Origin of the sequence: Sphingobacterium sp. SGR-19, assembly GCF_011043555.1 — a bacterium.
Classification (GTDB): domain Bacteria; phylum Bacteroidota; class Bacteroidia; order Sphingobacteriales; family Sphingobacteriaceae; genus Sphingobacterium.
Map to the genome: position 1 here is coordinate 254,951 of NZ_JAAKGS010000007.1, position 25,332 is coordinate 280,282.

Annotated in this window: 19 protein-coding genes; 16 read left to right on the forward strand and 3 right to left on the reverse strand. The window is 41.6% G+C overall.

Annotated features, from left to right (window positions below):
- Positions 1-8: 8 nt before the first annotated feature.
- Positions 9-1,292 carry a tyrosine--tRNA ligase gene (gene tyrS, locus G5B43_RS14420; RefSeq protein ID WP_165295493.1) on the reverse strand — a complete coding sequence of 428 codons (1,284 nt, stop codon included), beginning with the start codon at positions 1,290-1,292 and terminating at the stop codon, positions 9-11.
- 88 nt (positions 1,293-1,380) lie between these two features.
- On the opposite strand from tyrS, the gene G5B43_RS14425 reads away from it, so the two are divergent.
- The 8 genes from G5B43_RS14425 (at position 1,381) to G5B43_RS14460 (ending at position 15,870) form a co-directional block, all read left to right on the forward strand.
- Positions 1,381-2,055: a hypothetical protein gene (locus tag G5B43_RS14425; protein WP_165295494.1), complete on the forward strand. Its 675-nt coding sequence runs from the start codon at positions 1,381-1,383 to the stop codon at positions 2,053-2,055.
- Between the two features lie 72 nt (positions 2,056-2,127).
- Positions 2,128-3,810, forward strand: a complete 1,683-nt coding sequence (locus G5B43_RS14430; RefSeq protein ID WP_165295495.1) for an amino acid permease — start codon at positions 2,128-2,130, stop codon at positions 3,808-3,810.
- Positions 3,811-4,085: 275 nt separating this feature from the next.
- Positions 4,086-5,927 carry a glutamine--fructose-6-phosphate transaminase (isomerizing) gene (glmS, locus tag G5B43_RS14435; RefSeq protein ID WP_165295496.1) on the forward strand — a complete coding sequence of 614 codons (1,842 nt, stop codon included), beginning with the start codon at positions 4,086-4,088 and terminating at the stop codon, positions 5,925-5,927.
- A 6-nt stretch (positions 5,928-5,933) separates the two neighbouring features.
- The gene (locus G5B43_RS14440; protein WP_165295497.1) at positions 5,934-8,120 is read left to right on the forward strand and encodes a DUF4954 family protein; all 2,187 of its coding nucleotides are present in this window, start codon (positions 5,934-5,936) and stop codon (positions 8,118-8,120) included.
- A gap of 227 nt (positions 8,121-8,347) precedes the next feature.
- Complete coding sequence (locus tag G5B43_RS14445; RefSeq protein ID WP_165295498.1) at positions 8,348-9,706, forward strand: IPT/TIG domain-containing protein; 1,359 nt, start codon at positions 8,348-8,350, stop codon at positions 9,704-9,706.
- Positions 9,707-9,727: 21 nt separating this feature from the next.
- Positions 9,728-12,895, forward strand: coding sequence for a SusC/RagA family TonB-linked outer membrane protein (locus G5B43_RS14450; protein WP_165295499.1), 3,168 nt, complete (start codon positions 9,728-9,730; stop codon positions 12,893-12,895).
- A gap of 18 nt (positions 12,896-12,913) precedes the next feature.
- Complete coding sequence (locus G5B43_RS14455) at positions 12,914-14,950, forward strand: RagB/SusD family nutrient uptake outer membrane protein (protein ID WP_165295500.1); 2,037 nt, start codon at positions 12,914-12,916, stop codon at positions 14,948-14,950.
- A gap of 23 nt (positions 14,951-14,973) precedes the next feature.
- Positions 14,974-15,870, forward strand: a complete 897-nt coding sequence (locus G5B43_RS14460; protein WP_165295501.1) for a BT_3044 domain-containing protein — start codon at positions 14,974-14,976, stop codon at positions 15,868-15,870.
- A gap of 74 nt (positions 15,871-15,944) precedes the next feature.
- Here G5B43_RS14460 and G5B43_RS14465 read toward each other — a convergent pair whose 3' ends face one another.
- The gene (locus tag G5B43_RS14465) at positions 15,945-16,796 is read right to left on the reverse strand and encodes a DUF4886 domain-containing protein (RefSeq protein ID WP_165295502.1); all 852 of its coding nucleotides are present in this window, start codon (positions 16,794-16,796) and stop codon (positions 15,945-15,947) included.
- Between the two features lie 158 nt (positions 16,797-16,954).
- On the opposite strand from G5B43_RS14465, the gene G5B43_RS14470 reads away from it, so the two are divergent.
- Genes G5B43_RS14470 through G5B43_RS14480 form a run of 3 tightly spaced genes read left to right on the forward strand, consistent with a single transcriptional unit; the run spans position 16,955 to position 19,857 of the window.
- Positions 16,955-17,611: a protein-L-isoaspartate(D-aspartate) O-methyltransferase gene (locus G5B43_RS14470; protein ID WP_165295503.1), complete on the forward strand. Its 657-nt coding sequence runs from the start codon at positions 16,955-16,957 to the stop codon at positions 17,609-17,611.
- A 20-nt stretch (positions 17,612-17,631) separates the two neighbouring features.
- Positions 17,632-19,437, forward strand: a complete 1,806-nt coding sequence (locus tag G5B43_RS14475) for a MutS-related protein (protein ID WP_165295504.1) — start codon at positions 17,632-17,634, stop codon at positions 19,435-19,437.
- A gap of 18 nt (positions 19,438-19,455) precedes the next feature.
- Positions 19,456-19,857 (forward strand): acyl-CoA thioesterase, encoded by a 402-nt coding sequence (locus G5B43_RS14480; RefSeq protein WP_165295505.1) that lies wholly within the window; start codon positions 19,456-19,458, stop codon positions 19,855-19,857.
- Positions 19,858-20,058: 201 nt separating this feature from the next.
- Here G5B43_RS14480 and smpB read toward each other — a convergent pair whose 3' ends face one another.
- Positions 20,059-20,514 carry an SsrA-binding protein SmpB gene (gene smpB / locus G5B43_RS14485; RefSeq protein ID WP_165295506.1) on the reverse strand — a complete coding sequence of 152 codons (456 nt, stop codon included), beginning with the start codon at positions 20,512-20,514 and terminating at the stop codon, positions 20,059-20,061.
- A 356-nt stretch (positions 20,515-20,870) separates the two neighbouring features.
- Between smpB and spt the strand changes: the two genes are divergently transcribed.
- Genes spt through G5B43_RS14510 form a run of 5 tightly spaced genes read left to right on the forward strand, consistent with a single transcriptional unit; the run spans position 20,871 to position 25,300 of the window.
- Positions 20,871-22,079, forward strand: coding sequence for a serine palmitoyltransferase (gene spt / locus G5B43_RS14490; protein ID WP_165295507.1), 1,209 nt, complete (start codon positions 20,871-20,873; stop codon positions 22,077-22,079).
- Positions 22,080-22,083: 4 nt separating this feature from the next.
- Positions 22,084-23,205, forward strand: a complete 1,122-nt coding sequence (locus G5B43_RS14495; RefSeq protein WP_165295508.1) for a hypothetical protein — start codon at positions 22,084-22,086, stop codon at positions 23,203-23,205.
- On the forward strand, positions 23,202-24,197 hold the full coding sequence (locus tag G5B43_RS14500) for an NAD-dependent epimerase/dehydratase family protein (protein ID WP_165295509.1): 996 nt from the start codon (positions 23,202-23,204) through the stop codon (positions 24,195-24,197). Before G5B43_RS14495 ends, G5B43_RS14500 begins: the two co-directional genes overlap by 4 nt.
- A gap of 7 nt (positions 24,198-24,204) precedes the next feature.
- Positions 24,205-24,906 (forward strand): CDP-alcohol phosphatidyltransferase family protein, encoded by a 702-nt coding sequence (locus G5B43_RS14505; protein WP_165295510.1) that lies wholly within the window; start codon positions 24,205-24,207, stop codon positions 24,904-24,906.
- Entirely contained in the window at positions 24,890-25,300 is a 411-nt protein-coding gene (locus G5B43_RS14510; protein ID WP_165295511.1) for a GtrA family protein, read from the forward strand. Before G5B43_RS14505 ends, G5B43_RS14510 begins: the two co-directional genes overlap by 17 nt.
- The last annotated feature ends 32 nt before the right edge of the window (positions 25,301-25,332 follow it).

The window sequence follows — 25,332 nt, forward strand, 5'->3', positions numbered from 1 at the left end:
TCTGTCTCTTACTTCACAATAACCAAAAAGTAATTTTTCTTTCCACGTTGCGCCACGATGTATCGTTCGCTAATTAAGTGTTTGGTACCGATCGTTAATTCGATGTCACTGACTTTTTCTTTATTGATAGCGATGCCTCCCCCCTGCAGCATTTTTCGTGCTTCACCTTTTGACGGGAAAATTTGCGTATGAACCGCCAGAAAATCCAATACATTGATGCCTTCTGCCAGCTGGTTGGCAGTAACTTCAAACTGTGGAACTCCATCGAAAACCTCTAATACACCTTTGTGGTTCAATTCTGCTAAAAAATCCAATGAACCGTTTCCGAATAGAAATTCTGAGGTCTTAACCGCTGTTTCGTAATCTTTTTCCGAATGCGTGCGCATCGTAATATCCTTTGCCAATGCTTTTTGCACAGCTCGCGTATGCGGAGCTGCATCGTGTTCTGCTATGATGCTATCAATTTCTCCTTTTGTCTTCAGTGTAAAGATCTTAATCCAGTTTTTGGCATCATCATCTGTTGTGTTCAACCAAAACTGATAAAATTTGTATGGTGATGTTTTCTTCGGATCTAACCAGACTGCTCCCGACTCCGTTTTGCCAAACTTCTGTCCATCTGCTTTTTTTATCAATTGGGTCGTAATAGCGTAAGCCGTCCCTTGGTCCTGACGTCGAATGAGCTCGCTTCCGGTTACGATATTCCCCCATTGGTCAGATCCGCCCATCTGTACTTTACAATCGTGATGTTTCCACAAATAATAAAAATCGTAACCTTGTATCAGTTGATAGGTAAATTCAGTAAAGGAAAGACCACTGTCGCCCTCTAAGCGTTTTTTTACGGAGTCTTTTGCCATCATATAATTTACCGTAATTAGCTTGCCTATATCGCGGATAAAGTCCAAAAATTTAAAATCCTTGAACCAATCGTAGTTATTAACCATCTTCGCGTCGTTGGTACCATCCCCAAAATGTAGGAATTTGGCAAGCTGCATCTTTAGACTAGTGACATTGTGCTGTAATGTGGCCTCATCTAACAGATTGCGCTCGGCAGACTTAAAAGACGGATCCCCGATCATCCCTGTAGCTCCGCCTACCAATGCAACAGGTTTGTGTCCGGCATTTTGAAAGTGGATGAGGGTCATAATCTGCGTTAAATGTCCCACATGCAACGAATCTCCTGTTGGGTCGAAGCCGATATAGCCGGAAACTTTTTCTTTATTCAGTAATTCTTCAGTTCCGGGCATGATATCTTGTAACATCCCTCTCCAACGTAGTTCTTCTACAAAGCTCATCTTTTTGTGGTTAAATTTTTTTAATTAAGATTGCAAAGATACGAGATTAAGCCGTATCTTACGATAAATAAATAAGAAGTTTGAGCTCGTGAATTTTTTGTCGCATTACTATTTTGAGCGCTATAGCTCACATTCCGAAAGGATATTAGGTGCGTTGCTTCCGGATTTACTGAAGAACGTGGATAAGCGGTACAATTTTCATCCTCAGCGATTTGAAGAGACGCTTTTTGCCCATCCTAAAACGATGTGGATATCAGAAGGTTGGTATAGGCATGTAGAAGTCGACCGCCTTTTTCATGCATCTGGTTTCTTCCTTGACCATACACACGCATTACGAAGAAAACTGGATCCAGTAGTAACCCATCTCCCTATCCGAGCATCTTTTTTAGCTCATGTTGCACTCGAGCTTTTGCTGGACCATCTCTTAATAGACCATACTCTTGTCAATCCCAATAGATTATACGAGCATTTAGAGCACGTTCAGAAAGCGACCATAGAAAGGTATATACGGACTATAGGGGAAGTGGATGTCGAGCGTTTTTTGATTTTTTATCAGCGTTTTGTGACTTCTCGGTATATATTGGGCTATGCTGATATAAACAATCTTTCTTATGCACTTTTCAATATATGTAGACGGGTTTGGACATTTGAAAGTACTGCAGAAGATCGAGACAGACTAACAGCGTGCCTGCAATTGTATAGAGAGCAGCATCTGTTGAACTATATGGATATCTTCCATGAGATACAAGATAAAATGGTCTAGTTTGGGTTATTTTTATCATTTTTGCCGGATGATAAAGTTAACATTCGTACCCTTCTACCTAGAGAAAAATATATGATGAACAAACTTTTCCGCAAGAAGAGTGTCGATCAGATAATCGCAGATGCTCAACAAGGAACGGGACTTGCCAAAGTGTTGGGCGTTCGTGATTTAGTTTCACTTGGGATTGCGGCTATAGTAGGCGCGGGGATATTTAGTACTATTGGACTAGCCAGTTACGAGGGAGGTCCTGCGATTTCTTTGCTCTTTGTTTTTGTAGCCTTTGCTTGTGTATTTACGGCACTGGCATACGCACAATTTGCTAGTACTGTTCCCGTATCGGGAAGTGCGTATACCTATGCTTATGTAACTTTTGGAGAACTCTTTGCCTGGATTATTGGGTGGGCTTTAGTTTTAGAGTACGCGGTGTCCAATACAGTAGTTGCCATTTCTTGGTCTCAATATTTCGTTTCGATGCTGGAGGGTTTCGGCGTACATATTCCGAAGTGGCTGGTGATGGCTCCTGGGTACGCCATCGATGCCCATGAAAAGTTTCTTTCGGAAGGAATGAACGCCCTAAGTGCCGGGGATAAGGTGGGGTTGTACGCTTATCAGTCCGCTCCTCGAGTGGGTGAAGTGCCGATTATTTTTGATTTACCCGCAGGTTTAATTACAGTGTTGGTAACTTGGTTGGTATATATCGGTATTAAAGAATCGCAGCGGGCAAGTAATATTATGGTCGCTGTTAAAGTGGGGATTATTTTGTTGGTAATTGCCGGAGGAATTTTCTTTATTACGCCTGAGAACTGGACACCTTTTATGCCCAATGGCATTCCGGGTGTAATGGGGTCGGTAGCGGCCGTGTTCTTCGCATTTATCGGATTTGATTCGATATCTACAACAGCGGAAGAGTGTAAGAATCCGCAACGTGATCTGCCACGGGCAATGATTCTATGTTTGGTAATATGTACGATATTGTATGTAGCCATTACCTTGGTTTTGACAGGGATGGTAAACTATACAGAGCTGAACGTGAAAGATCCCTTGGCATTTGTATTTAAGTATGTGGGTTTTGACCACATGGCGGGCATTGTATCGGTTACTTCGGTTGTGGCCATTACTAGTGCATTAGTGGTGTATCAATTGGCGCAGCCGAGAATATGGATGACGATGAGCCGAGATGGTTTGCTATGGAAAAAGTTTGCGCGTGTGCATCCGAAGTACCGCACTCCTTCTTTTGCAACTATCGTTACGGGAGTTGTGGTAGCGATACCGTCATTATTTTTTAAAATGGACTTTTTCGTTGATTTGACCAGTGTGGGAACATTCTTCGCATTTATCCTGGTATGTGGTGGTGTGCTGTATATGGATTATACTGGATTGTCTGCAAAATCTAAATTCAAAGTGCCTTACATCAACGGGAAATATTTGATCGGGCTGGGTTTTGTTGTTGCTTGGATCATCATCTATCGTTATGGACAAGGTGCACTACAAGAGTGGAAAAAAATGCCTTGGTTGGAAATTGTAGAGCATAAATCTTTGTTGGTGATTTTCTGGTTAGTCTGGTTGATATTGGCCATCATGGGATTTAAGTATAGGTTTTCCTTGTTACCTGTTATAGGAATTTTGATCAATCTTTACCTAATGAGTCAGCTCGGTGCGAGTAATTGGATTATATTTTTAATTTGGTTGGCAGTAGGACTGGTACTGTATTTTGTATATGGTTATAAACACTCGAGGTTAAATAAGGGTGAGTAACAACTGGAACGAATACTCGCTCGGGCCATGGAGGATTCTCTCGAGATCCACTTGAGCAACCTAGGGACGTGAGCGAAGCGAGCGTTCCAGTTGCGACGCGTCCTAGAGGCAAATTAAAAACGTACGAAATCTTTTAAAAGCTAAAGCCCCGGCTGATATCGCTAGCTATAGAAAACTAGCTGTAGTTTTTCTGTTAAAAAATCGTTAATCAATCGATTGCATTGGTAAATTTTTTATATTTACCCCCCTATTTAAAATAAAACTATTGAAAAATTATGTGTGGAATCGTTGGTTACGTAGGTAGCAACCTAGCATATCCGGTACTTATTGACGGATTAAAAAAATTGGAATACAGAGGCTACGATAGTGCAGGTGTGGCCCTACATACCGGAAATTCAATTGAAGTTTATAAAAAAGAAGGAAAGGTATCTGCTTTGGAAGAATCCGTTTATGGAAAAAATATCCAAGCAACAATAGGGATTGGGCATACACGTTGGGCAACACATGGGGAACCGTCTGACAGAAATGCCCATCCCCATTCGTCCAATTCAGGCAATATCGCCATGATACATAACGGTATCATAGAAAACTACGCACAGCTAAAAAGCGAGCTTCTTCAAAAAGGCTATACATTCAAAAGCGATACCGATTCTGAAGTCCTGGTGAATTTTATCGAAGATATCAAAATAAATAACGAATGTTCGCTAGAGGAAGCGGTGAGAATCGCATTGAAAAGAGTTGTAGGGGCTTATGTGATCCTACTCTTAGATAAGGATTTGCCAGATACCATTATTGCGGCGCGAAAGGGAAGCCCATTAGTTATAGGGATAGGAGTGAATGCGCACTATTTAGGGTCCGACGCTTCGCCTATGTTGGCTTATACAAAAGAGGTTGTCTATATTAATGATTACGAGTTAGCCATTGTACGTCCGGATGAGTTGATTCTAAAAAATCTCGGAAACGAACGTATTACGCCATTTGTACAGAAACTTGATTTGGAACTGGCTGCGATCGAAAAAGGCGGCTTCGATCATTTTATGCTAAAAGAAATTTTCGAACAACCGCAAACGATTTTTGATTCTTTGCGTGGCCGTATGGATGCTGAGCAAGCTTCCGTGACACTAAGCGGTATCGATAAGATTGCAGATAAAATCCAGCAAGCAAACCGGATTATTATCGTCGCTTGTGGCACCAGCTGGCATGCCGGATTGCTGGCGGAATACGTGATCGAAGAGCTCTGCCGTGTCAACGTGGAGGTAGAGTACGCATCGGAATTCCGTTATCGAAACCCGATTATCACTGATCAGGATGTGATCATTGCGATTTCACAAAGCGGCGAGACCGCCGACACGTTGGTGGCGCTGGAAAATGCCAAAAAGCAGGGCGCTACTATCTTCGGACTGGTCAACGTGGTGGGTTCTTCCATTGCACGTATGGCGGATGCGGGGGCTTACACTCATGCCGGACCGGAAATTGGTGTCGCCAGCACCAAAGCCTTCACGGCACAATTGGCGGTACTCTACCTCATGGCCCTGAAAATTGCTCAACTCAAGGGAACGATAGAGGCCACACTATTCTATAAACTGCTGACGGATTTGGCCAAAGTGCCGGAATATGTGAAGGAGATTCTTGCCGACCAAGATGCGAAGATTCGCGCGATTGCAGATAAGTACGCTTCCGCGCGCGATTTCCTGTACCTCGGTCGTGGGTATAACTTTCCGATAGCCTTAGAGGGCGCCTTGAAACTGAAAGAAATATCCTATATACATGCCGAAGGTTATCCGGCGGCTGAGATGAAACATGGTCCGATTGCCTTGGTAGACGAAGAACTGCCGGTGGTGTTCGTTGCCACGAAAGATCCTTATCACGAGAAGATTGTGAGTAATATCCAAGAGATAAAAGCCCGTAAAGGAAAGGTGATCGCGGTGATATCGCATGGTGATGAGGTCGTTCCTGAATTGGCAGATGACGTGATGGAGGTGCCGCAGGTGCATGAAATCATTGCACCTATCTTGTCGGTGATTCCCCTTCAACTCTTGTCTTATTACATCGGGGTGAACAGAGGGCTGGATGTGGATAAACCTAGAAATCTGGCAAAATCGGTAACTGTTGAATAAGGAGGCATGTCAAAAATAATAAAAGAAAAACTTAATGATTTAGGATACCATTTTATTCCCGAGGCCTACTTGCAACATGGTGACGAGTATTATTTTCGTAATCAACAGTTCTCTGACAATGGGAGGTTCCGAAATCTGACACAAGAAGAGATTAAAATTCTAGTCAGAAATGATAACTATTCCAATAATTGGGATCACGTTTTGGTCACTGATAAGTTTATCCCTGAACAAATCCAACATTCTAAATTTTATGGTTTGGTACGCATCGGCGATATGGATGATGTGTATCTGAACTTTCGCGACCTCCGCTTGCCTTGTGGAATATACAACTCCACGGTTGTCAGCTGTGATTTTGGTGCCACGGTTGCGGTACACAATGTACGTTATATGGCACATTATATTATCGGCGAGGAAGTGATGCTGGCGAATATTTCTGAAATGGAAACTAGCAGCGGAGCGAAATTCGGGAATGGTATTCTGAAAACAGATGATGTCGAAGAACGTCGGATTCGCCTAGAGCTTTGTAATGAAAATGGAGGTCGTTCTGTATTGCCTTTTGATGGTATGCAGGCAGGTGACGTTTATCTGTGGTCCCGATACAGAAATGATCGAGAATTGCAACGTCGTTTTCAAGAAATGATGGAAGCGCAATTCTCGCCCCATCATGGTTTTTATAGTGAGATCGGTCATCATTCCGTGGTCAAGAATACGCATACCATTAAAGATATAAAAATGGGTTCACATGCTTATGTAAAAGGGGTAAATAAACTGAAGAACCTTACTATTAATTCGTCTGCAGAATCTTATACACAAATAGGAGAGGGCTGTGAACTGGTAAATGGTATTATTGGGTATGGATGTCGTATCTTCTACGGAGTTAAGGCTGTTCGTTTTATCTTGTCTTCTAATTCCCAATTGAAATATGGTGCCCGGTTGATTAACTCTTTTTTAGGAGACAATTCCACGATTTCCTGTTGTGAGGTTTTAAATTCATTGATTTTTCCGGCACACGAACAGCATCACAACAATTCATTTCTTTGCGCAGCACTAGTGAAAGGGCAGAGTAATATGGCGGCAGGTGCTACGGTAGGATCCAACCACAATTCGAGAGCAGCGGATGGTGAAATCATTGCTGGACGTGGGTTTTGGCCAGGTTTATGCGTAAGTCTCAAGCACAATTCCCGTTTCGCATCATATACGCTTATTGTGAAAGGAGACTTCTTGCATGAATTGAATATACGGTTTCCGTTCTGTTTGGTGAGCAATGAGGTCGATACCAATCGTTTGATTGTCTTGCCTGCATATTGGTTTCTATATAATATGTACGCTATGATGCGTAATACATCAAAGTTTCAATCCCGCGACAAACGGAAATTCAAAAATCAATATATCGAGTATGACGTATTGGCACCAGACACCGTGAATGAAATGTTTGATGCGCTAACAGAAATTGAAAGGGCCGTTGGCAACGCATACAGCAACGAAAGTACGGAATCAGACATACAAGATTTGGGCAAACGTATCTTATTGTCTAATGAACAACTCGCAGGAAAAGATATTTTATTAGACAACGTAGAGTTTTCCAGAAGAAAGGTTGTATTGGCAAAACCCAAAGAAGCGTATGTGACATATCAGCGAATGATTCGCTATTACGCTGCGACGCAAATAATTGCCTTTTTGGAAAAATCCTCATTTGCCAATTTGCAGACACGTATCTCTTCTATTCCGACGGCACGCAGTTTATTTGAGAATATTGGTGGGCAGCTGGTGCCAAAAACAAAATTAGAAACTTTATTAAAAGATATTCGCAACAACAAGATTTCGTCGTGGAAGGACGCACACGCCTGTTATCATACCTGGAGTGACGTATATATCGAAGATAAGTTTGAACATGCCATTGCTTCGTTGGCAGAGGTGACAAGTAAAAGCCCGTCATTTTGGGATGATCAATTTATGAGGGAGCTAATGGAACAAGCACTGGAGACCCGCCGCTGGATTTTTGCCGAGATTGAGGGTTCGCGTTCTAAGGACTATCAAAACCCATTTAAACAGATGGTTTATGATTCCTATGAAGAAATGGAAGAAGTCATTGGTCATCTGAAAGATAACGACTTTATCAATAAGGAACGCAACGGACTCCTTAATTTCGAACAATCTGTGAAAAAGATATTGGCGAAGTTGCCAATTGATTGATTCCTTTTATTATTTGATAAATCGATATTTACCTGCTAATTAGCAGGTTTTTTTTGCTCTTTTTTTGAAGAAAGTTATTGTCTTCTATAGGTTTGTTCTTTTCGAAGCAAGAAGGGAAAAGGCAATCGATTCTTTATGTATAGTTAATATATAGTTAATAATGTAAGGCTAGTTTTGCGGTCATACAAAGAATGGTGTTTACACCTACTAATAACTCAATATTAATTATGAAGTATAGATTGTTTTTTTGTCGATCCCAAATTATTTTCTCGTGTTGGTCAACGGCATTGATTTTGTTTTTTATTTCGTGCAAAGATGGTGATGAGTATACTGCTAACAAAGCGTACGATTCCTCAAAACCAGTTGTACTGACATCTTTTTATCCTACAGAAGGTGGAGCTCGTGACAAAATTCTTTTGGATGGAGCGAACTTCGGAACGGATTCGAAGGCTATTAAAGTTTATTTTAATAGGGCAAAAGCATCAGTTATTTCTTCCAGTGGCGAGCGTATCTACGCTATTGTTCCACGTCTTCCTGGTGAAACCCCCCGTATTTCAGTGGTTGTGGGAGACGATTCAGTGGTCTACGAGAACGCTTTTGTTTACCGTACCCAAGCACAAGTAACGACCGTCACAGGTAATGGAGAACAAGCCTTTTTGCCTGGTCCACTTTCTGCAGCACAGGTATATGGTAAGTACTTAGAGCTAGATGCGGAAGGCAATATATTTATGTCTTGGCGAGATGGAGGGAGTTGGGGAGTAGCCCGCATTAATGAGCAGCAAAATATCGTGACGTCACTTATTGAAGCGAAAACAACTGCTGAAAGAGTATTGTACGCTAATGGATTGACGGTGGATCGTGCAACTGGTATGTTGACGGCTGCCCACGAATCTGTAAAGGAAGTGATGTTTACTTTTGATCCACGAGAGGCTTGGTACCCACGCCAAAAGAACATGAAATTTTCTAGGTCAGATCTGAATTCCATCGTGGATGCTGACCGCTATAATAATTTTATCACATTTTCATCATGGGATGGCAACCTTTATACGCGTTTTCGTGATGGAAAAGTGGCTAGGATAAATCCCGAAACATTAGAAGCGACCATTGTTCACCAAGGACCTACGGGATCACAATACGGACAGGCGATTAATCCGGCTAAACCTTGGTTGTTGTATATGACGTTACATTCCAATGCCAATCCGACGGACTATAGGCAGGGGATATCGGTTTTGGACCTTCGTCCGGAATACATTGATCAAGGGTTTAAACGCCTAAACGCCCCTGGCGGAAGTGCGTTCCGCGATGGTCCACTGGAAGAGGCGCTCTTCAATTACCCGAAGGACATCAAGTTTGATAATGATGGAAATATGTTTGTCGCGGACTATGGCAATCATTGTATCCGGATGGTATCCGCGGATAATATCGTCACTACAGTCGCAGGCCAACCGGGTACCCCGGGCTATAAAGACGGTGGTCCCATAGAGTCCTTGTTTAATCAGCCGTGGGGTGTGGCTGTTAATGAACAAGGGGATATATATATCGCCGACTGGACTAATGCACGAATCCGTAAACTAGTTATCGAATAACCAACTGCTATAATAAGAATAATGAAAATAAGATTTATACAGATTTTTTGCCTGTTTCCCCTGTTCTTTTGGTCGCAGGCAGCGTCTGCACAACAAACTGAAGAGTTAACGGTCGCCGGAATAGTAATGGACGCCTCAGGCCAACCTTTGTCAAATGTTTCGATATATATCAAAGATCGTCCGGCTGGTAGCGCATCAACAGATAACACGGGACGATACACCTTGAAAGCCTTATATGGAGATAAATTAGTGTTCACGTATGTAGGTTATGAGACCTCTGAGCATGTAGTGATTGGTACGGATTTGGATTTAACGGTCACGCTTGTCGAAGCCAGTGAGGATATCGAAGAAGTGATGGTGGTTGGCTTGCAAAATGTGCAGCGAAAGATCAGTTCAGTCGGAGCGATTACGACGGTAGATGTGAAGGACTTGCAGTCACCAGCCCCTTCGTTAACCAATCTGTTGGGAGGAAGGGCGCCGGGGGTCATTTCCCTCCAAACGAGTGGGGAGCCAGGAGCGAATATTGCCGACTTCTGGATTCGGGGAATCGGCACTTTTGGAGCAAATGCGAGCGCCCTCGTTTTAATCGATGGTTTGGAAGGAGACTTGAATACCATTGATCCTGCAGATATCGAAAGTTTTTCCATTTTAAAGGATGCCGCGGCTACAGCTGTGTACGGCGTGCGGGGTGCAAATGGTGTGGTGATGGTGACGACGAAGCGGGGTCTGGTGGATCGTATTCAGATTACAGCACGCGCAAACGCTACCTTATCAAGTCTCCACCGTTTGCCAGAATATTTGCGAGCCTACGACTACGCCCAGTTGGCGAATGAGGCGAGCGTTATCCGTGGTGGTGTACCTTTATATAATCAAACAGAGATGGGCATTATCCGCGATGGGTTGGATTTGGATATGTATCCAGATGTCAGCTGGCAAGATGAAATCCTAAACAAAGATTTTTGGAGACAGAGTTATTACGTAAGTGGTCGTGGAGGTTCTGAAGTAGCACGATACTTCTTGAGTTTAGGTGGAAGAAATGAGACCGCCGCCTATAAGGTCGATGAAAATAGTGTATATAGCTCCAATGTGGGGTTCAGTACCTATAATTATCGGATAAACTTAAATATGAATCTAACCCCAACAACGGAGGTGTTTCTTGGTTCTGATGGCTTTCTTTCTGTACTAAAGCAACCAGGTGTGGCCAATACTGACTATATCTGGGGGGCACAATCCAGACTCACCCCATTAGCAATCCCCACACAGTATTCCAATGGACTCTTGCCTGGACTGGGTGGGGAAGATTTATCCTCGCCGTATGTCATGATTAATCGGACAGGGCAAGCTTCCGAACAAACCTACAAAGGAAAAGCTACTCTTGCCTTAAATCAGGATCTATCCTTTGTGTTAGATGGGCTGAAGTTTCGCGCGCAAGGCGCTTACGATATACATAGCTTCTTTAAGGAAAGAAGGTATATACAACCCGCTCTATTTAGGGCACAAGGAAGAGATTATAACGGAGCACTTATTATGCAGGAAACTGTTCAGGAACAAGCTGCCCGATATAGCGACCCTATGGTACGTCAATATCGTAAATACCATCTTGAATCAGTACTGAATTACGAAAGAGTATTCAATGAGGATCACCGGACGTCTGCTTTAGTTTATTATTATGTCAGTGACGCAAAAGATACGAAGGATGCCAAAAGCAGTCTGGAGGCTATTCCGTTACGCTATCAAGGGGTGTCCAGTCGTTTTACCTATGGCTATAAAGATATTTACTTACTGGATATGAATTTTGGATATACCGGATCGGAGAATTTCCAACCAGGTAGACAGTATGGTTTTTTTCCCTCGGTTGCGTTGGGGTGGGTGCCTACCGGATACCAATACGTACAAGAGAATATGCCTTGGTTGAATTATTTTAAAATTAGAGGATCCTACGGTTCGGTTGGGAACGATCGGATAACGGACATCCGTTTTCCTTATTTGACAAAGGTTAATCAAGGTACTGGAAACGTTTGGGGAATAGATGATATCGAAACTATCACCGAGACTCGTATAGGAGCAGATAACTTGGCATGGGAAAGAGCTATCAAATCAAATGTCGGAATAGAGGGCAAATTCTTGAACAATAAAGTAGAATTCGTAGTGGATTTCTTCGAGGACCAGCGTAACGGAATTTTCCAGCAGAGGGTTCAGGTTCCAGAATATGTGGGTGTTATTTCAAACCCATTTGCAAACGTCGGGCGTATGAAAAGTTCGGGTGCAGATGGTAGTGTTAGTTACTCGGCCGATCTTTCACCAAATCTCGGGTTTACCGTGCGAGGTAACTTTACCTACTCGAAAAATGTAGTGCAAAATTGGGAAGAAGCCTACTTGGAGTACCCTTATCTGGAACGGAACGGCTTTCCGCATAATTCGCTTCGTGGTTATCAGGCCATCGGATTGTTTAAAGATGAGTCTGATATTAAATATAGTCCGAAGCAAGCTTGGGGAGAGGTGCTACCAGGAGATATTAAATATAAGGATGTAAATGGGGATGGGATCATCGATGAATTAGACAAAGTGCCATTAACGCACAGCAACTACCCTTTGACAATGTACGGATTTGGTGGAGAAATTCGATATAAAAATCTAACGCTCGGTGTATTGTTCAAAGGAACCGGTAAAACATCCTTCTTTTACGTCGGTCAATCATTGAGAGAAAAAGGACCAGCATCATGGGACAAATGGGAAGGAGAATATAGAAATGTTACAAACGGAATGGGGTATTTGCCTTTCTTTCAGGGGAATACAGGTAATGTTTTGGCTTTGGCAGCCGACCCAGCTAACCGTTGGATACCGAAAGAATATGCTTTGGAGCATGGGATAGACCCCTCATTGGCCGAAAATCCAGATGCCCGTTTTCCGAGGTTGCAGTATGGAAACAACGCCAATAACAGTCAGCTGTCGACTTTTTGGGAAGGCGATGCCCGTTATCTTCGATTGCAGGAAGTTACATTGAACTACCGTGTCAGCCCTGATTTTTTAAAGCGTATAGGTATATCTTCGATGGATCTCCAATTTGTAGGGAACAATCTCTATATATGGGATAAAGTGAAGATTTTTGATCCAGAGCAAGCGGCATGGAATGGTCGTAAGTATCCAATTCCAACAACCTACTCTTTGCAAACTTATATCAATTTTTAATATAGAAAAAGATAGTATATGAAAACTTCAATTATAAAAAGCATAGTCCGGGTGACGCTCATCATACAGACTATCGTGCTAGTGAGTTCTTGTAAGGATTACTTGAATATAGACAACTATTTTGACGATGAGTTCAATATAGACTCTGTCTTTTCAAATGCGCGGAATATGGAAGCTTATATGTGGGGAGCTGCCGCGATGTTCCCGGACGAATCCAACACAGTTCGTTTTGGGTATACGCCGGGACCGATGGCAACAGACGAAGGTTTTAATGGTCTGACCGGTAGCGGATCTAATAACGTGTACTATGGGATGGATTATGTGACGGGAAACATTACGCCTGATTTTTTTGGAGCAGGAGCGAGTGGCAGCAATTATAATCTTGATCAATGGGGTAGGTATTATAAGATAATCCGTAAATGCAATGCCATCCTACAAAATTTGGATACACCTAAAGACCTAACCAATGCGGACAGACTCCGGCTCGAGGGGTATACACGCTTTATTCGTGCTTATGCTTACTATAATATCATAGTAGATTATGGTCCAGCAATTTTACTCGGTGATGAGGTCATCAATACAAACGAACCACTCGAATATTATGACCGGCCAAGAGCAACGTATGACGAGACGATGGATTATACCTGTGAGGAATTCGAACAAGCCGCTCGTCTGCTTCCGCAAGAAGGAAACGTCTTAGACTTTGGACGACCGACAAAGGGCGCTGCATTTGCACTCGTGGCACGTTTACGTTTGATACATGCCAGTCCACTATTTAATGGAGGGCCGGTTGCAGCATCCTATTACGGCAACTGGACTCGGAAGACAGATGGTGCGCACTATGTGTCTCAACAATATGATGAAAGTCGTTGGGCAGTAGCAGCCGCGGCAGCTAAACGTGTGATGGATATGGGGCAATACAGACTGTATACGGTGCCAGCCTATGATGAGACGGCATCCCTCCCTACTGGTGTGGTTTCGGATCCAAATTTTTATAATACCTATCCAAACGGAGCTGGTGGTATTGACGCTTTTCATTCCTATTCGGATATTTTTACGGGAGAGGCTGTGGCACGTATCAATCCAGAGATTATCTGGGGCAGAAGTACCGGTTATATTAATGAATTTATTAGTAAAGGCTCTTTTCCACCATCACTTGGCGGTTGGGGACGATTTTGTGTAACGCAGAAAGTGGTGGATGCTTATTTAATGGATGACGGCAGGACGAAGGAGGAGGCAACCCCGGATGGTTATTATTCGGAAACAGGTTTTACGACAGAACCGCGAAATTTTTCAGGTTATCCGATGAATTCTGGTGTCTACAATATGTATGCGAATCGAGAAATGCGGTTCTATGCTTCAATAGGTTTCAACGAAGCAATTTGGCAAGCATTGTCTAGTAGCAATTTAAACAATCATACGGCCAAATACTACTACCAGGATGTTGATGGTCGTGGCGGTGTGACAGCTACTTCGCCAAACTACCCAATTACAGGTTACGTCATTAAAAAGTTTAACCATCCAATGGATGCCTTTAACGGAACAGGAGCGCGGCATATGGAAAAAGCCTATGCTATTATCCGGTACGCGGAGATACTACTTTCTTATGCAGAGGCGTTAAACAACCTGACGGGTAGCCACACGGTTCAACTGGATAATGAACCGTACAGCTTATCTCGGAATATTGACGAGATCAAAAATGCCTTCAATCGGGTGAGGTATCGTGCCGGGCTACCAGGGCTTACCGAAGCACAGCTAGCTAATCCTTCAGCAGTTCAATCGCAAATCGAACGCGAACGTATGGTAGAGTTTTTATGGGAGAACAGACGTTACTACGACGTACGCCGTTGGGGCATCTATGAAGAAACCGAGCGGGAACCTATCCGTGGGATGAATCCGGATGGTGCTACGAAGGAGTCCTATTATCAGCGCGTTATTCCTGGTACCTCTTCTTTTTTGACGAGAGTGGTGAATAAACGTGCCGTCTGGGTTCCTATCCCACGTGCAGAAATGAGACGGTTGCCTTCTCTTGATCAGAATCCAGGATACAATTAGATAAAAGTGTAAAGAAAAACGAAATGAAAAAATATCATATTATCACGCTAGTCATTGTTTTGCTTTTTTCATCGTGCAAGGACAATGCTTTGTTTGAACAAGAAATGTATAAAAATGTCGTTGCGCTAATCAGTAGTGACTACCATAATACTTTTGAAGAAGTGGTTCCCTTGACAGGAGACGAAGTAATCGGGTACATCGCAGCTTCCGTAGGAGGAACAGATGCGACGATGCAAGATATTGTGATTAGCTTGGAAGAAAACTCTGAACCGCTCCAAGTGTATAATAGATCGTTGTATGATGAAGAGGAACGTTTATATGCTAAGCTTTTGCCGAGCGACAAATATACAATTGACGACTACCAGATTCAGATTAACGCCGGGGAGCGAACTGGTAGGACGATGGTTCGCTTACGTCCGGATGGTTTATCGCCAGATTCTACTTATTTTATATCGTTAAAGGCTGTAGATATCGCTGGAGTGGAAATTAATGCGAAAAAAAATACTATACTTTATCAAGTGATCATAGCGAATGAATATGCCTCCCAAACTAATGGTGATCAGTACAGTATGAGCGGAATGATCGATGGTATTGTGACGGCTGGGAATAAAACCTTATTTCCACTTACAAAAAACAGCGTACGGGTAGTTGCTGGGTCAGAAGCTTTTGAGTCGACCGTTGCAGATATCAATAGAACCGCCATCGTGCTTATTGTTAATGAAGATAATACCGTGCGGATTGAGCCTTATGGAGATATAGAAGTGAATCAATTGGATAATGATCCTAGCTATCCGAATAGATTTCATAAGGAAACGGTTTTTGGACGAACCTATAATTCCTTTTTGCTATCTTATGCATATACCCTAGACGGTAGAACAAGGGTGATGAAGGAAGAGTTAAGAGTGGAAGTTGGCGATTAAGTTGCTGACGGAAGCATGTCATAGACGAGGTGATAGCTTGTTTCGGATGCGAGACCATCCGAAACAAGTTATTCCTATTTATTTATTTTGGATATACGATACGGTTTCTTAATCGCCTTATGGGCGGCTTCTTTCGCTATTTTCGCTTGTAATTCCGTTACGTTCTCTGGCTTGTAAGAGTTTTTACGAACATCTTCACCGAAGATTTTTTCATACCATGTACATGCGGCGGTAAAACGACCGTAATCTAATTGCAGGTGATAACCATCACGGGTAAAGGTATCACCCATAGAGCTTGTTCGTGCATTCTGGATCGCCGTACCGGCAGGAATAATATATTTAAAATCGCCTAGTTTAGATACTTTCTTAGAGACATCAGCAATCGCCTTATACATTGTCAACTGGTCACGATCATAGTTTGCGAAACCTTTATGGTCCGAATCATGTTGATAAGCCCAAGTCTGATGATAAACAAATTGTGTTTCGGGACTTACTTTTGCTCTCACATAACGGACAAGTTCGGGTAGGCTTTCCATAATCACATCATACTTACCGGAAAGTGGGCTAGCCTGTTGGAAACTTACATAATCCCAGTTTTCATCACTTATTGCTTGTGCTATACTGACATCCTTTGTTGTCATCTTTTTACCGTCAAGCTCAGTTTTGCGGAATTGGTATTTCGCCGCGTTTTCATTAGCGTTCTTTACGTGCAAGGATAAGGGTGCACCACCAATATAAAGATTACCGATGACCATCTTTTTTCCAGTGCTTGATCCTAGATCATGCAAGTAATTCTCAATGCCATCTTCTGAGAAGCTATTGCCTATTGCTAAAATTTTGATAACATCATCGTCTTTGGGTGACACTTGTGCAATGGCGATTAATTGTATGAAAATGGTGAATAATAAAAGAATGGATTTCCTCATGGGTTTTAATTTGATATGTTTTGTCTCAAGATATCTAAATATTTAGAGACGGTTATGTTGCAAATATAGCGAAAGTATATTTTTTTATCGTATTGAACTTAAACATTTTGCACTTTAATAGATGAAATGTCTATTAACAATGGTATTTTTGGGATATAATGGCTTATAAGTTTGTAGACAACTACCGCGAAAGAGGCGCTAGAAAGCAACTCGTAAAACAGTTAGAAAAACGAGGAATAGAGGATAAGCGTGTATTGCAGGCTATCGGAAAAGTGCCTCGTCATTTTTTCTTTGATGAAACCTTCTGGAATCAAGCCTATCGAGATATTGCGTTTCCTATAGGTGACGGTCAAACCATCTCGCAACCGTATACGGTTGCTTATCAATCCGAATTGCTCCATGTCAAAAAAGGAGATAAAATATTGGAAATTGGGACAGGATCGGGATATCAAAGTTGTATTTTGATGGAATTAGGAGCGGATGTATACACCATTGAGCGCCAAGAAAATTTATACCGTCGAACCATTCAGGTGTTGCCTTACATGGGATATAATCCTCATTTTTTTTTAGGAGATGGCTCGCGAGGTGTTCCAGAACATGCTCCGTATGATAAAATTATTGTAACCGCTGGAGCTCCTTTTGTACCCGAAGTGATGCTGAAGCAATTAAAATACGGGGGGCTGTTAGTTATTCCGGTAGGAGATGAGAAATCCCAGAAAATGGTGACCATTTTGCGTATAGGAGAAAACGATTTTGAACGTATAGAATTAGACACCTTCCGTTTCGTACCATTGGTAGGAGACCAAGCCTGGTAAGGGTAAGAATATTTATAAGAATGATCTACAAAAAATATCAAGAACGTATTCAAAGGACGGAAGAAGAAATTCAGCGTCTCCATAAATCGATAAATCAAAATAGTTTTGCTCGTTTATTTGTCATAATTGGCGGCGGTGCTTTATTATTTTATCTGGTTCAGCAGGAAAATCTATTGTTGTTATTATTAGCCGTTCTAACCATTGTATTCGTGTTTGCGTTCCTAATAAGACGGCAGAGTAAGTTGGAAAAACAACATGCCGAGGCAGAGGCTTTTTTAAAGGTTAATGAAAATGAAATAACGTTGCGGGATACCCGTCAGACACTTTATAGCGATGGTGCAAATTTTGAAGATGGTCGCCATCCCTATACATCAGATTTGGATATTTTCGGCCAATTCTCTTTGTTTTCATTGGTCAATCGGTGTGCGACGGCTTTAGGCATAGTTAAATTAGCCAATTGGTTAAAACATGCGTCTACGAAGCAGGAAATAGAAGACAGGCAAAGAGCAATAGCGGAGATAGCCGAAGATTTAGACTGGAGTCAAAACTTCCAGTCGAGGCTCTTGTTCAATGTCCATCAGAAAATAGAAGTCAAAACCTTTTTGTTGCGTTATTTTGAGGGATCTAGTTTAGCATTTGGTAATGCATTTATGCGCTTGTACGTACCTGCCGCTCCTTTTATCTTACTAGCGGGTGTGTTATTTTCGCTGTTTGTGACGCCTATATGGACGGGATTGTTGTTATTGGGATTAATACATTTGTTTTGGACATTAGGATTGGCGGGCAAAGTAGGTTTGTTTTCCAGCAGGATAGATAAAGTGGGGCAAATTTTGGCAGCCTATGCGGAAGGATTGACCTTGATAGAAACGAAGGTATTTGTGGCGACAGAAAACCAACGGCTGCAACAACAATTAGGCGTTGAAGGGATGCCACTATCTGGTGCCTTTCGGGAACTATCAAAACTTATCAACAATCTAGATGCACGAAATAATATGCTCATGGGCGCAATCCTCAATATTATTTTGCTGTGGGATTTTAAATACGTGATGAAGATTGTGCAGTGGAAATCGAAGTACGAAGCAGATATTCTGGAAGCATTTGATGCTATTGCGGAATTTGAAGCGCTAAACTCATTGGCAATATTAAAGCGCAACCATCCTTCTTGGACAACTCCCGAATTATTAAGCAGTACGGCGGACGACAAAATTTTGGCAGTGGAAATTGCGCATCCGTTGATTCCAGCATCGCAATCTGTAGCAAATGATTACAGTAACGAGCACCATCGTATTGCCTTGATTACCGGATCGAATATGGCTGGCAAAAGTACGTTTCTTCGTACCATTGGTATTAACGCGGTTTTGGCTTATGCAGGAGCAGTAACATGTGCGGCTACATTTAAATTGCCTATATATAATATTATTTCCTATATGCGGATACGAGATTCTCTAAATGAAAGTACCTCTACCTTTAAAGCAGAACTGGATAGGATGAAGTTTATATTGGATACTGTGAAACAGGATAGAGACAGTTTTTTTCTTATTGATGAAATGTTGCGCGGGACCAACTCGGTGGATAAATATCTAGGATCTCGAGCTATTATCCGGAAGTTGAATGCTATGGAGGGTAAGGGAATGGTGGCAACCCATGATTTGCAACTGGCGTCACTTGAAGAGGAAAATGTAGGTGACGTGCAAAACTACCATTTTGATATTCGCGTAGAAGAAGGGGAAATGCTTTTTGATTATAAATTGAAACATGGACGCTGTACGATTTTCAATGCATCGTTATTGTTGAAAGGTATTGGAATTGATGTGGAATCTACTTGATACAGTGATCTTGATAAAATGACATTAGAAGAAAGAATAGAAGAATCAGAAACACGGGTCTGTACGACCGTGTTCCCTTTTTTGACAAACCATCACGATACGTTATTTGGTGGGAAGGCCATGGCGATTATGGACGAGGTATCGTTTATGGCGGCAACGCGGTTTTGTCGTAAGCGTCTGGTAACAGTTTCAACGGATCGGATTGATTTCGAGAAAGCTATACCGAATGGAAGTATTATCGAGGCTATTGCACGTGTACATAGCGTGGGGAGAACGAGCGTAAAAGTAAAAGTAGCTATTTTTTTGGAGAAGATGTATGAGGAGGGGAGAGAACTGGCTATTCAAGGTATGTTTACTTTTGTCGCGTTGGATGAAGACAAGAAGCCCATTCCTGTTTTGCAGGGATTAGATTTGGAATAACTCCTGTTGTTGACGCTGGATCCCCCCCCCCCGACTATCTTATCTATTGCATACGCTAAAAAGGTATTGAAACAATCCGGTAGTGTTAAAGAAGCTTGTTTTTCTTCGGGTTTTTCCGATGTAAATTATTTCGTTCGTCTGTTTAGACAGCGTGGGGGGATCACCTCAGGAAAATACGCAATCATATAAAAAAGGGACCCGCTACCTTTTCATCGCGCGGTCGAGTTCCCTTTTGCTTTCCCGTTCTTTGATAGTCTCTCGTTTATCGAAATCTTTTTTCCCTTGTGCTAAGGCTACTTCTACTTTAGCGTAGCCCCTTTCATTGATAAAAATTCGTAGCGGAACAATGGTGAAACCCTTTTCCTCGCCTTTTTCCTTTAACTTTTTCAGTTCCTTTTTGGTCAACAAAAGCTGACGGTCTCTTTTCGCCTCATGGTTGTAGAAAGAGCCAAATGAATATTCTGCAATATGCATATTGCGAATGTATAAGCCATCTTCAAAAAAAGCACAGAAGCTATCGTTTATATTCGCTTTTCCTTGTCGGATAGACTTGATTTCGGTTCCTAACAAACAGATCCCTGCTATATATTTATCCAACAGATGATATTCAAAAGATGCGCGTTTGTTCTTGATATTTATATTTGCCGATATCGCCATTTCAAATTGATTTAAACGCAAAAATAAAGATTTTATAGGTTTATAGAACTTTTCGTGATAAACTGTTGGTAATATCTTAACAATAATTTAATTTTATGATATTTATATGGTTTTTAAATACTATTCAATCGGGAGAATTTTGTATGTTTGCTCCGGTTTTTTTGGACTGCAAATATGCAAGCGGAGTCCTATGGAGTCGTCAATTAATAACATTAATATGGTTAGCGGCTTGATTGGGAAGGGAATTGTGTATTTTTGTTTTTTAATTTATTTTTGACGATTAATTAAAAAAAGTCAAAAGTTAAATTAACTTGCGTTATAGAAATTATGTCACATAGAATACAAACACCTACAGTATGAGTAAGGGAAAGTTAAGTGAAAGAACATCTAAGTTCCTAAAGAGTGAACTAGAGCCAATTAAGTCTAATAATCTTTACGCTTATTTTAGACCTATTCAATCTAAACAGGATACGGAGGTTTTGATTGATGGCAGACGTGTGTTGATGTTCGGCTCAAACTCTTATTTAGGTTTGACAACAGATACGAGAATCATACAGGCTTCGCAGGATGCGTTGGAGAAATATGGTACCGGGTGTGCGGGGTCTCGTTTTCTAAATGGAACATTAGATATCCATGTAGAATTGGAAGAAAAATTAGCAAGTTATGTAGGTAAAGAGGCTGCGATATTATTCAGTACAGGTTTTCAATCTAATTTGGGACCGTTATCGTGCCTAACTGGGCGTAATGATTATATATTATTAGACGAAAGAGATCATGCTTCCATTATCGACGGAAGTAGATTGTCGTTTTCCAAAGTCATCAAATACGCGCATAACGATATGGATGATTTACGCTCTAAGATTGCTAGACTTCCTGAAGATAGCTTTAAGCTAATTGCGACAGATGGTATTTTCAGTATGGAAGGCGATATCGTAAAGCTTCCTGAACTAGTCGCCGTAGCTGATGAATACGATGCGGCAATTTTGTGTGATGATGCTCATAGTTTAGGGGTGATAGGCGATAAAGGAGCCGGTACAGCTTCTCACTTCGGATTGACTGATAAAGTCGATTTGATTATGGGTACGTTCAGTAAGTCGTTGGCGTCGTTGGGTGGTTTTGTAGCGGCAGATGCGGATACCATTGAATATCTAAAACATCGTGCACGTTCGTTGATGTTCAGCGCCAGTATGACACCAGCTTCAGTAGCTTCAACGTTAAAGGCACTTGAAATTATTCAGACCGAGCCGGAGCATATAGAAAAATTGTGGGCAAATACGAATTATGCCAAAGGGCTTTTGCTTGAACAAGGTTTCGATTTAGGATTTACCGAAAGTCCAATCTTGCCGATTTTTATCCGTAATAACGACAAAACATATTATGTTACGAAAATGCTTCAAGACAATGGTGTTTTCGTTAATCCTGTTGTTGCTCCGGCAGTGCCTGCGGAGGAGTCTCTTATACGCTTTTCATTGATGGCAACGCATACTTTTGAACAAATAGACGAAGCCGTAGACAAAATGTCGAAAGTGTTCAAGACATTGGAAGTCGAGTCTTTCATAAGTTAAGGAAATGATAGAGATAATTCCTGTTCAAACAGAGAAGCAAATCGCTCAATTTATCGATTTGCCACACGATTTGTATGCCAAAGATCCAAATTATGTGCCCGAATTGTTTTTAGGGCAACAGGACTTACTCTCTCCCCGTAAACACCCATTCTATAAACACTCGTCAGCGCAACCTTTTCTTGCTTATAAAGACGGGAACATCGTAGGACGTGTTTTGGCGATATGGAATACCAATCACAATGCTTTTAATAAAGTATCCGAAGGACAATTCGGTTTCTTTGAATCCATTAATGACCAGGCCGTAGCGAATAAATTACTCGATACAGCTGCAGAATGGGTAAAGTCCAAAGGAGGTACTTGTATCGTTGGGCCTATTAACCTCACAACAAATGACACTTGTGGACTTCTGGTAGACGGCTTTGATAGACCGCCCATGGTGATGATGCCTTATAATCCTCGTTATTATCTAGATCTGATTGAGCATGCTGGTTACGGCAAAAAGGTAGATTTACGTGCCTATCTTGTCACAACGGAAACAGCCAATCGGCGTTCAGTGCTTCTGTTAGAGAGATTAGAGGAAAGATTGCGGAGGTCGGGTATCATCCTACGTCAGATCAATTTAAAAGATTTTGCGAACGAAGCGAAGAAAATAAAAGCGGTGTATAATAAAGCTTGGGATAAAAACTTAGGTTTTGTTCCGATGACGGATGAAGAATTTGATTATACCGCTAAAGAGTTAAAGATGATTGTAGACCCCAAGTACTGTATTGTGGCGGAGCGGGGCGACGAGATTGTCGGTTTTGCGTTAGGGATTCCGAATATTAATGAAATTTTGATCCGTTTAAAGAGAGGTAGGCTATTACCATTCGGCATATTCAAATTGCTTTTTGGCCTGAAAAAGATCAAAATGATTCGAGTTTTGATGTTAGGGGTATTAGAGGGATATCGAAAATTGGGTATAGAGGCTTGCCTGTATGGCCGTATTATAAAAAACGCAATTCCATCTGGGATTGAGGGCGCAGAATGTTCTTGGATGTTGGACGACAACTATATGATGAACCACGCCATTGAACAGATTAACGCCGAATTCTATAAGCGCTATCGTCTGTACGAGAAAGCGATATGAAGAGAAAGATTCTAATAACTGGTGCGAGTGGTTTTGTAGGCTTTCATTTAGTTTCTGCGGCATTTGAAGCCGGTTACGTAGTACATGCCGCTGTACGCCGGTCCAGTCAAGTTGCCGATATCGAACCATTTATCGAAAAATTTGTTTATCCGGATTTTAATGAGTCAAGCTCATTAGCAGCATTATTCTCTTCCGAAAAGTATGATTATGTTATACACGCCGCAGCGATGACAAAAGCGAAATCGGAAGCGGAAATGATAGCGGTGAATGTAGGAGTGACCGAGCGACTGTTGGACGCTGTTTTTCACGCATCGCAACAGCCTGTGCGCTTTATATTTGTAAGCAGCTTGGCAGCTGTTGGACCGGTGGGTTATCTTGATGAGTTGATAACGGAAGATACACCTTATAATCCCGTGACTATGTATGGACGTAGTAAACGGGAAGCTGAAAAGATGATTCGTGCTAAATTTGCTGAGAAGCCTGTTACGATCATCAGGCCTACAGCGGTGTACGGGCCGCGTGAGAAAGACCTTTTTATTCTGTTTAACACTATGAATAAAGGACTTGATGCTTATGTTGGGAAAGCGCCTCAAAAGCTTTCCTTTGTATATGTAAAGGATTTAGTGGATGTTTTACTTAGGGCTTGTGTGTCTTCACAAGAGGGATTAACTGTCTTTAATATATCGGACGGTCATGTTTATTCGCGATATGAAATGGCGGAAATTTTTAAAAAAACATTCCGTAGAAAGCTTGTTCGTGTTCATGTGCCCTATAGGATAGTTAAAACAGTAGCGCAGATTTCACAATGGTTATATCGTAATTCTTCCAAAACCCCCGTTATTTATCCTGAACGGTTAGGAGAGTTAACTGCAGAGAATTGGGGATGTGATATTAGGCTTGCTGAGAAAAGGCTAGGATACCATCCGCAATATGATTTAAGTAGTGGATTGGCAGATAGCTTGCGTTGGTACAAAAAAAACAATTGGTTTTAAAGACCGTATGATGAGTCAAAAAATAAATAAAAAACTCTTCCAAGACCGGAAGAGAACAAATGTGTTAAGTTCTGGAGAACAAAAGTTAATTTCTTATTTGGTGCCACGCATTCCTAGTTGGATTTCGTCTGATGGTTTGACAGCTATCGGATTGTTTGGTTCATTTATGATTCTGGGAAGCTTTCTTTTAGCGGAATATGTAGCGCGTCCTTGGTTGCTGTTAGGAATTGTGGGATTTTTTGTGCAGTGGTTTGGTGATTCATTAGATGGGCGTATTGCTTATTATCGTAACAAATCGCGTAAATGGTATGGCTTTGCATTGGATATCGTCATGGACTGGATCAGTACCGTGATGATAGGATTGGGGTACGTGTTTTATGCGACTGGTGATTTTAAATATTCAGGTTTTGCTTTAGTCGCGTTGTATGGTTGGGCGATGATTATTTCGCAATTACGCTACCGAATTACGGATAAATATACAATTGATGCGGGTTTGCTGGGGCCTACGGAGATTCGGGTGATTATATGCGCAGTCCTTTTATGTGAAGTCATTTTCGTCGGAAGTATTAATTATCTTGTGATTATTATTTGTATTTCTTTGTTCATTATCAATTGCATAGATACCAAAAAATTATTGGATATGGGGGATGAGCGAGACTGGGAGGAAAAGAAAAACAAAGGGATTGCGACAAATGAAAGAGAAGCGTAAAGCAAAAATACGTGATTTTTTTCTTTCCTTTGGGAAAGCGCAGGTGTCTGCTTTTCTAGGTGGACTATTTGATTTTGCTATCTATACCATTGGCATACAGATCTTCGGATTTACGGCTTACATATCAAACATCATCAGTGGCTCATTAGGAGCTGTTGTTAATTTTACGATAAATCGATATTGGACGTTTGATAGCACGAGCGCCCCTGTTGGTCCGCAATTGGGGAAATTTGTTGTGGTTGTTATAGGCAGCATATTTTTAAAATCAACAGGTATATTCTTTTTAGTCGATCATCTTTCAGTGAACCCGTATTATTCGAAAATTATAGTCGAAATTCTTGTTTCACTTGGTTTTAATTTTTTAATGCAGAAATACTGGGTGTTTAAAAAATAGGTTATCAATCTTCCAAAGGTTTAAAGAAGGTG